13 protein-coding genes and 1 tRNA gene are annotated in these 7157 nt (G+C 53.4%); 5 read left to right on the plus strand and 9 right to left on the minus strand.

What is annotated here, in order from left to right:
- Positions 1-20: 20 nt before the first annotated feature.
- Complete coding sequence (locus ACREAY_RS08395; RefSeq protein WP_431755321.1) at positions 21-509, minus strand: hypothetical protein; 489 nt, start codon at positions 507-509, stop codon at positions 21-23.
- A gap of 110 nt (positions 510-619) precedes the next feature.
- Here ACREAY_RS08395 and ACREAY_RS08400 point away from each other — a divergent pair, with 110 nt between their 5' ends.
- Complete coding sequence (locus ACREAY_RS08400) at positions 620-901, plus strand: winged helix-turn-helix domain-containing protein (protein WP_431755322.1); 282 nt, start codon at positions 620-622, stop codon at positions 899-901.
- Here ACREAY_RS08400 and ACREAY_RS08405 read toward each other — a convergent pair.
- A complete protein-coding gene (locus ACREAY_RS08405) occupies positions 898-1077 on the minus strand; it encodes a hypothetical protein (RefSeq protein WP_431755323.1) in 180 nt (59 codons plus the stop codon). The genes ACREAY_RS08400 and ACREAY_RS08405 overlap by 4 nt on opposite strands.
- A 74-nt stretch (positions 1078-1151) precedes the next feature.
- On the opposite strand from ACREAY_RS08405, the gene ahbA reads away from it, so the two are divergent.
- Complete coding sequence (ahbA, locus tag ACREAY_RS08410) at positions 1152-2147, plus strand: siroheme decarboxylase subunit alpha (RefSeq protein ID WP_431755324.1); 996 nt, start codon at positions 1152-1154, stop codon at positions 2145-2147.
- On the opposite strand, the gene ACREAY_RS08415 is transcribed toward ahbA, so the two are convergent.
- The 5 genes from ACREAY_RS08415 to ACREAY_RS08435 form a co-directional block, all read right to left on the minus strand.
- On the minus strand, positions 2144-3130 hold the full coding sequence (locus ACREAY_RS08415; protein WP_431755325.1) for an aldo/keto reductase: 987 nt from the start codon (positions 3128-3130) through the stop codon (positions 2144-2146). The genes ahbA and ACREAY_RS08415 overlap by 4 nt on opposite strands.
- The gene (locus ACREAY_RS08420; protein WP_431755333.1) at positions 3127-3672 is read right to left on the minus strand and encodes a DUF1802 family protein; all 546 of its coding nucleotides are present in this window, start codon (positions 3670-3672) and stop codon (positions 3127-3129) included. Before ACREAY_RS08420 ends, ACREAY_RS08415 begins: the two co-directional genes overlap by 4 nt.
- A gap of 1 nt (position 3673) precedes the next feature.
- Positions 3674-4354, minus strand: coding sequence for a chlorite dismutase family protein (locus ACREAY_RS08425; RefSeq protein WP_431755326.1), 681 nt, complete (start codon positions 4352-4354; stop codon positions 3674-3676).
- Positions 4355-4371: 17 nt separating this feature from the next.
- Positions 4372-5145: a Fe-S cluster assembly ATPase SufC gene (sufC, locus tag ACREAY_RS08430; protein WP_431755327.1), complete on the minus strand. Its 774-nt coding sequence runs from the start codon at positions 5143-5145 to the stop codon at positions 4372-4374.
- A 75-nt stretch (positions 5146-5220) separates the two neighbouring features.
- The gene (locus ACREAY_RS08435) at positions 5221-5727 is read right to left on the minus strand and encodes a hypothetical protein (RefSeq protein WP_431755328.1); all 507 of its coding nucleotides are present in this window, start codon (positions 5725-5727) and stop codon (positions 5221-5223) included.
- Positions 5728-5823: 96 nt separating this feature from the next.
- Here ACREAY_RS08435 and ACREAY_RS08440 point away from each other — a divergent pair, with 96 nt between their 5' ends.
- Together ACREAY_RS08440 and ACREAY_RS08445 are read left to right on the plus strand one after the other, a co-directional pair.
- Positions 5824-5991, plus strand: coding sequence for a hypothetical protein (locus ACREAY_RS08440; protein WP_431755329.1), 168 nt, complete (start codon positions 5824-5826; stop codon positions 5989-5991).
- Between the two features lie 35 nt (positions 5992-6026).
- Positions 6027-6275 (plus strand): Lrp/AsnC ligand binding domain-containing protein, encoded by a 249-nt coding sequence (locus ACREAY_RS08445; protein ID WP_431755330.1) that lies wholly within the window; start codon positions 6027-6029, stop codon positions 6273-6275.
- Here ACREAY_RS08445 and ACREAY_RS08450 read toward each other — a convergent pair.
- Together ACREAY_RS08450 and ACREAY_RS08455 are read right to left on the minus strand one after the other, a co-directional pair.
- Positions 6272-6481, minus strand: coding sequence for a hypothetical protein (locus ACREAY_RS08450; protein ID WP_431755331.1), 210 nt, complete (start codon positions 6479-6481; stop codon positions 6272-6274). The two genes, ACREAY_RS08445 and ACREAY_RS08450, sit on opposite strands and share 4 nt — an antisense overlap.
- A complete protein-coding gene (locus ACREAY_RS08455) occupies positions 6478-6699 on the minus strand; it encodes a hypothetical protein (RefSeq protein ID WP_431755332.1) in 222 nt (73 codons plus the stop codon). Before ACREAY_RS08455 ends, ACREAY_RS08450 begins: the two co-directional genes overlap by 4 nt.
- Positions 6700-6708: 9 nt before the next feature.
- On the opposite strand from ACREAY_RS08455, the gene ACREAY_RS08460 reads away from it, so the two are divergent.
- A tRNA-Arg gene (locus tag ACREAY_RS08460) sits at positions 6709-6783 on the plus strand.
- Positions 6784-7157 lie beyond the last annotated feature (374 nt).

Raw genomic sequence — 7157 nt, forward strand, 5'->3', positions numbered from 1 at the left:
GCCCTGCACGCACGAAAACTTCATTGCCTGTTTTCCTGGATGCACTTCCACTCGACGCTGTCAGGAGCAAGGTCGGCAATTTTTACAAAATTTATGTCATAAACGTACTTTGACCTCTTCAATACCTCTAGGTCGAACTTCTTGACAGAGCCGTCCCTTTCCACCTTGGGCTTTGGCAGTTCCTTGTATATGCCAAACCGCAGGGTCGCCTTTTTCTCAAAGCCGGCCTTGAACCGGCTATAGTTTTCAGAGACGGGCACCTTTTTCACAAAGCCCGTATTGTCGCCCTTGTATTCAGAGCCACCGTACAGGATGAACCAGTAGTCGTCGCCCTCCTCTACGAATGCGAGCTTTATCTTGTCGTCAGGCCACCAGTCGATGGTCTTTTTCCACAGCTTGAAGGCGGGCATCTTTTCTGCAAAGAGCGGAAAGACGTTCATATAGACATCGTGATAGCGGTAGCCTACGCCAAGGAAGTCCTTGAACCACGTGATGGGCTTGCTGCTCACTGCGGCAGGTACCGCCCGCCGCTATAAAAGTCAACTATGCTTTTCACTTGGCGTGTAGGCAGAGTCCCACTACGTAATCCTTATTAGCGCCATTCACGCGTCAACTGACAATGGCGGTCTACCGCAACAGTGTCAAAATAGTGGGCGATGTATTGCGCATCACCGACGAGTCGGGCATGGGCGGCGTCAACGTCACCTCCCTTTTGAGAAAGGCCAACATGTCTTATAGCAGGCTGGGCGCAGTGTCTGACAGGCTGGTACAGGCGGGCCTCATCAGCGAGCAGATGTCTGACGGCCAGAGGATATACGTAATCACCCAGCAGGGCAGGGAATACCTGCGCAGGTACCAGCAGTTTGCAGAAGTCGCAAGCTCGTTTGGCCTCACCCTCTAGCTAGTCTTCTCTACAGCTTCGATGTGGCATTCGTGGCCGCGGTGCTCTTTGTCCAGTTTCTGGGCTTCTTCGCCAGTTATCGGGAACTGCTCGTTCATCAGGTGTTCTTCGCCTTCCTTTTCCAAAATGACCTTTTTGCACGTGTCGCAGACCAGCTGAAGCGTGACTATGCCCATCAGGGTGCTTTTGCCCGGGACGATATTTAGCCTTTAGGTAGGTTTTTAATGGATAAACGTCAATTCTGCCGCGGATGCAGGCAAACCAGCAGATGGATGAGACCGACAAAAAACTCCTTAACGACATCCAGTGGGTCTTTCCTCTGGTTGACAGGCCATACACCGAGATTGCGGCAAAGCACGGCCTCTCTGAAGATGAGGTCATGCGCAGGGTCTCTGCGTTAAAGGGCCTGGGCCTGATACGGCAGATAAACGCGATTTTCGACACGAGGCGCCTTGGATACAGGAGCGCCCTCATTGCTTTTGCGGTAAAGCCGGATAAACTTGACACTGTCGCCGACAAGGTGAACGAGCACCCAGGCGTCAGCCACAACTATGAGCGCAACCACGAGTACAACATGTGGTTCACCCTTGCGGTGCCGCCGGGGGCAGAAATGAAAGATGAATTGGACAGGATGGCCGCGCTTGACGGCGTCGTGAAATACCGGTTATTGCCGACCATAAAGATGTACAAGATCGGCGTCAAGCTTGACATGGTCAACGAGGACGCGGAAAAGCCAAAGCCCACGGACGAGGTAAGAGAGCTGAACCCCGACCGGCTTGAAATAACAGAGCGCGACAAAGAGTTCGTCCGCGAGCTGCAAAAAGACCTGCAGGTGGTAAAAGAGCCATTCAGAGAGATGGCAGAAAACCTCGGCATAACCACCCAGCAATTGTTTGGCAAGGCCAGGGAATACGAGTCAATCGGCCTCATGCGGCGGTTTGCAGCCATCCTGCGCCACCGCGACGCCGGCTTTGTGGCAAACGGTATGGTGGTCTGGCACGTGCCGGAGGACAGGGTCGACGACGTCGGGTTCAAGCTGGCCGGTTATCCGCAGGTGAGCCACTGCTACAGGAGGCCGATATACCCGGACTGGCAGTATAACGTCTTTTCAATGATACACGCCCGCACTCTGAACGCCGCGGAAAAGATGGCAGTCGAGATGTCAGAGATGATAGGTGTCAGCGACTACAGGATACTCTTTAGCTCCCGCGAGTTCAAAAAAGAGCGGGTAAAATACTTTGTCTAGCTCGCCACGGGCTTGACGTAAAAGTTCTTTTCATACATCTCCACCAGCTTTGCCGCTTCCGAGGTGTCAAGGTAGTTGCCGTCCGAAATGGCGGCAAATGTCTCGATCTCCTCGACGCTTATCATCGTCGGCAGGACCACGGATATCTGCGGCTGCGAGAGTATGAATTTTATCGCAAGCTCTGTCATGTTCCAGCCCCTGCTGTCTGCGAGCGGCTTCATGTTCGCTATCTTTTGCATCGCCTCCTGTATGAACTCACGCTTGCGGAAGCTGCGGTGGTCGTCCTTGCCAAATTTCGTGTCGGCTGTCACCTTGCCCGTCAACAGTCCTGATGCGTCAGGCACGCGCACCATAATGCCCACGTCGCTTTCTGCTGCCACCTTCATAAGGTCGCGGCCGGGGTCCTGCTCCAGTACGTTGTAGACGGTCTGCGCGCACGTGACGTTGCGGTTTGTTATCGAGAACAGCCCCTCGTCGCGCCAGCCTATGGCCGGCCCAAGCGCAATGCCGTGGCTCTTTATCGTGCCCTTTTTCACCAGGCCGTCAAGAGATGCAAAGAGCTCGTCGTTCTGGATTGCGTCCATCTTGGGGTTGTGCAGGCTGTATACGTCTACGTAATCGGTGTCCAGCCGCTCAAGGCTCTTTTTTAGCGCAAACTGCAAGAATTCCGGGTCGTGCTTTTGCGGCAGTTCCGCATGGCCCATCTGCTCGGCGCTGTACATGTCATAGCCCCACTTTGTAGAGTAGACGACTTCGTTGCGCATGCCCTTGAACGCCTGCCCAAGGAGCCTTTCGCTCTTGCCCTTGCCGTACATGTCGGCCGTTTCGTAAAAGTTGATGCCCAGGTCGTACGCCTTTTTCAGCATCCTCACTGCCTCGTCGTCGTCGATCTTTTTCCCCCACCAGTCAAGGCCTATCGTCCACGCGCCAAAGCCTATCTCGCTCACCTTTATGCCGCTCTTGCCCAGCTTTCTGTATTTCATTTCAGGGCCTCCATGACGTCGGAAGAAATTTTGGCAAATGTAACGTCGTCGACCGCGGGCCTGCCTGCCGCCTGCAGGTCAACCGGTATCCACGACTTGCAGCCTGCCCATTCCGGCCTGTTTTCGACTGTTATAGGTTTGTCAAGATTATAGACGCGAACAAGTATCACGCTCATTGGCTTCTTGGGGTTATAGGCCATTCTCGCATTAACATAGCTTTCGTTCCACACGTGGTATTTTTTAAGTTTCTTCAATACAGAGGCGTCTGAAATTTCCCGGACCAGTCTTGCCTCGGCATAGCTGGCAAGCACGTTTGCGCCGCCGGCCGGCTGCTCTTTCAGCACAGCATCGAGCCTGCCGGCGTAATCTGGTTGCAAATGCTCCTTGGACTGGTGCTCGTACGTCGGAAAGAGCATGAACCGGTCGTGCTTGACCTCAAAACCCTCCCGAAATTCCAGGATGCCTCCCTTGCGGAGCAGCACTGTCTGGCGCCCCTCTTCAAGCGCCCTGCAAACGACCGACCACTCTTTTAGCGCCTGCATGTCAACCAAGGCTCTTTATGATTTCCTCGGCACCCTTGTTGACGCACACTATCATGGGCGTGTCGCGGACGATGTATTTGCTGACCTGCGTCTCTCGCAGCTGCATTATCAATTCCTGGAAAGCAGCAAGGTCTTCAGTCTCAAACGCAAGCATGAAATCCTGGTCGTCAATGCCAAACGAGTATGTCGTATTTAGGCGCACCTGCGGGAATTTCCTGCCCACAGCGATGTGCTCTTCCATCATCTTTTTGCGCTCCTCAAATGGCAGGAGGTACCATTCGCGGCTCTTTACAAACGGGTAGACTACTGCATATTTCATCGGCTTTTCGTCTGTCATGAATCCGGGCGTCACCTTGCTTGCATACGCGGACGGCCGGCTTGCAGAGATAAAGACGTGCGACGGCGCGACGTACTTGCCAAAGATGGTGGTATAGATCTTTGACGCCAGCACCTGCGTCTTTTCCAGCGTGTCAGAGATGCACCAGATCATGAAATCCGAATCGGCTCGCAGCCCAAGCGTCGAATATGTGCGAACCTTCATCTTTGTGTTTGCGACTTCGATGAGGCTGGCAAATTCCTTTGCCGCCTCGTCCTTGCCCATGTCGTTTATCCAGCGCCATTTAGGGTCGACCTTGTAGAACGAAAAGTTGAGAAACACTGGCGGTTTGTTTTCTTCAGACATTGGCCGCACGAACCAGGCTACTTGTCCTCAAGGCCGAGCCATCCATAGCCCTTGGTCTCCAGCTCCTCGGACAGCTCTTTTCCGCCCGATTTTATCACCTTGCCTTTTGCCACGACGTGGACATGGTCGAGCTTTTTCATGTAGCGGAGGATTCTTGCATAGTGCGTGATGACAAGCACGCCGGCGCCCGTGTCTATCAGCTTGTTAATCGCCTCGGCGACTGCCTTGACTGCGTCGATGTCGAGGCCCGAGTCCGGCTCGTCGAGTATCGCGATGTTGGGCTTTAGCACCAGCATCTGCATGACCTCCGACCGTTTTTTCTCGCCTCCGGAAAATCCCTCGTTCAGGTACCTGCTCAGAAACGACGGGTCGAGGCCCACTGCGTCGAGGTTCTTCTTGACGTATTCGTGGAATTCCCTTACTGTGAGGAACACTTCGCGGTTCTGCTCTTCGCCCAGCGATTTGTTCAGCTGGTTGTAGGCGTTGCGCAAAAAGTGGCTGTAACCGACCCCAGAGATTTCGGTAGGGTACTGGAAGCCCAGGAACAGCCCGAGCCGGGCGCGGTGGTCGGTGCCCATGTCGTTTATCACATGTCCCTTTACCTTTATCTCGCCAGAGTCGACGCTGTATTTCGGGTGCCCCATCACGGCGTTTGCGAGGGTGCTCTTGCCGGAGCCGTTTGGGCCCATGATGGCGTGGACCTCGCCCTTGTCAATGTTAAGTGTAAGGCCGTCGAGTATCTTCTTGCCGTCAATGCTGACGTGCAAGTCTTTTACCTCTAGAAATGCCATTTTACTTTCCTTCATGTTTATAGATATTTAGACTTAACGCCGTTATATTTCCAGCTATTGCACGTATGTTTCGTGTTACTTCACGGTCACAGAGCCCTTCATGTAAGGGTGGACAATGCAGAAATACTCGTGCTCGCCTGCCCCAAGTTCCGACGCGGCTATGCTGTATTCCTTGCCCCCATCAAGCAGGCCGGTGTCAAAGAGCGAGCCATAGCCTTCTTCCGTGGCGTCGGCGCCAGAAGTCGCGCTGTGTAGCGTAGTGTCCTGGTTGACCCACGTTATCAGGGCGTCTGAAGGGACGGTCGCCGGGTCAGAGTCATAGTCGGGGGCGCCCTGCACCGACGAGCCCTTGAGTATTGATATCGTAACAACCTCTTCAAACTGGGACTTGTCGACCTCTTTTGCAGGCTTGTCGGCTGCTGTAGCGTTAGAGGATGCCGACAGTGGCTTGTAGTACGGCGATTTTGAAAAGTCTCCCGGAATGGGCGTCTGCTGGACCATAAACAGGTCATATGTCAGGTAGCCGGTTATTGCACCAAGGACAAGAAGGACTGGAATGGCGATGACTCCGGGCTTGGCCATAATCAACAATATTTCTCTCCAACCTATATTAATTCGTTTTACACGGGAGATTTGGAAGACTTTTATTCCGCCACATTCACACGAATTTCAGCTTATATGGCCAAGCCAGAGGGCAAGTGCGCCGCGTGTGGCGCAGTCATGACTTTTCGGTACAAGCCCATGCCAGAGTGGAACGTGCCCGGTCTCGTCTGCGGCCAGTGCTATTCTCAAAAGCTGACAGAGCACTATATCTCGCCGGACAGGCGCGAGATCACCAAAAGGTAGGAAAGCCTAAATACTTTGCCAAGTCCTTTTGTCTCATGCCTACAGCATACATACTAGTGAACTGCACGCTGGGCTCCGAGGAAAAGATCATTAACGAGATATCAAAGCTGCCGGATATCAAGGAAGTGAGGGGTACATACGGCGTTCACGACATCTTTGTAAAGGTCAAGTCCGACAACACCGAAGCCATGAACCACGTGATCACGAACAAGATTCGCAAGATCCCCGGGATCACGTCCACAGTCACGCTCGTGGTCATCGAAGAGCAGGGCGGAAAAGGCTAGCCCTTTAATTCTTCTTTCTTTTTGTCTTCTGCCTTTATCCTCTTCATTTCAAAGAATATCAGGCCCGTTGCGACCACGATTATGGCCCAGCCTATGATGCTGACCACCAAGTAGTCGTTGTAGACGGGAAAGAACAGCGCGACGGTCGCGATGCCGGCCCCGGCCCACCAGATTATTATCAAGAGAGCGAGGTAGCTGTACTTCATCCCCGGATGTCCTCGTCAAAGCCGTGGAACGACTTTAGCACCTTGCCGCATTTTGAGCAGCTAGAGTACTCGACAAAGTCATAGTCGTCGTACTTTCTGTACGCAAACGATTCCCCGTGCTCGCAAAAGATCTGGCGCAGGCCAAGCAAGACTGTACATGGTTGCCTGCCGGGGTTCATTACCATTTCGATCAGGCTTGATATAGCGGCTTCTGCCATGCCAATGCGGGGCCCGTAGCGTAGTCAGGATATCGCGGCGGTCTTCGGAACCGCAGGTCGTGGGATCGAAGCCCTCCGGGCCCGCTTCTCTATTTGCGAATTTGTACTATCCGCTGCTGCACCGCTGCCCGCCGCTTCATTCTCTAACCTATGTCAGTCACGACCCGTTAAGCACTTAGAATAGAGTTCAGGGTTGTCACTCACAGAATTACATCGGTCCAAATACCGCCTGGCGTCGTCTGCCATGCTATTTGCCTGATCGTACGCCCGACGCTGGGGGTCATTAGACCACATTAGAGCTGCGAGAATTGCAACGATAGCAACTGCGGCCACTGCGATATACAAAACAGAGCGTGACTCCATTACGACTCTGTTACCTCCTTTCGTACAAGCTCTCTTAGTGTTCTGCCAAGAACCTGCAGCTGTATCTCCTCATAGTTTTCAGCGTTATGTTTGGC

This window comes from Nitrososphaera sp. (assembly GCF_050748925.1).
GTDB lineage: Archaea > Thermoproteota > Nitrososphaeria > Nitrososphaerales > Nitrososphaeraceae > Nitrososphaera.

Excerpts from the sequence above, each read along its gene's own strand:
- ACREAY_RS08400 (WP_431755322.1), top strand. The coding sequence starts at position 620 with ATGGCGGTCTACCGCAACAGTGTCAAAATAGTGGGCGATGTATTGCGC.
- ACREAY_RS08405 (WP_431755323.1), bottom strand. The coding sequence starts at position 1,077 with ATGGGCATAGTCACGCTTCAGCTGGTCTGCGACACGTGCAAAAAGGTC.
- ahbA (WP_431755324.1), top strand. The coding sequence starts at position 1,152 with ATGCAGGCAAACCAGCAGATGGATGAGACCGACAAAAAACTCCTTAAC.
- ACREAY_RS08415 (WP_431755325.1), bottom strand. The coding sequence starts at position 3,130 with ATGAAATACAGAAAGCTGGGCAAGAGCGGCATAAAGGTGAGCGAGATA.
- ACREAY_RS08420 (WP_431755333.1), bottom strand. The coding sequence starts at position 3,672 with ATGCAGGCGCTAAAAGAGTGGTCGGTCGTTTGCAGGGCGCTTGAAGAG.
- ACREAY_RS08425 (WP_431755326.1), bottom strand. The coding sequence starts at position 4,354 with ATGTCTGAAGAAAACAAACCGCCAGTGTTTCTCAACTTTTCGTTCTAC.
- sufC (WP_431755327.1), bottom strand. The coding sequence starts at position 5,145 with ATGGCATTTCTAGAGGTAAAAGACTTGCACGTCAGCATTGACGGCAAG.
- ACREAY_RS08435 (WP_431755328.1), bottom strand. The coding sequence starts at position 5,727 with ATGGCCAAGCCCGGAGTCATCGCCATTCCAGTCCTTCTTGTCCTTGGT.
- ACREAY_RS08440 (WP_431755329.1), top strand. The coding sequence starts at position 5,824 with ATGGCCAAGCCAGAGGGCAAGTGCGCCGCGTGTGGCGCAGTCATGACT.
- ACREAY_RS08445 (WP_431755330.1), top strand. The coding sequence starts at position 6,027 with ATGCCTACAGCATACATACTAGTGAACTGCACGCTGGGCTCCGAGGAA.
- ACREAY_RS08450 (WP_431755331.1), bottom strand. The coding sequence starts at position 6,481 with ATGAAGTACAGCTACCTCGCTCTCTTGATAATAATCTGGTGGGCCGGG.
- ACREAY_RS08455 (WP_431755332.1), bottom strand. The coding sequence starts at position 6,699 with ATGGCAGAAGCCGCTATATCAAGCCTGATCGAAATGGTAATGAACCCC.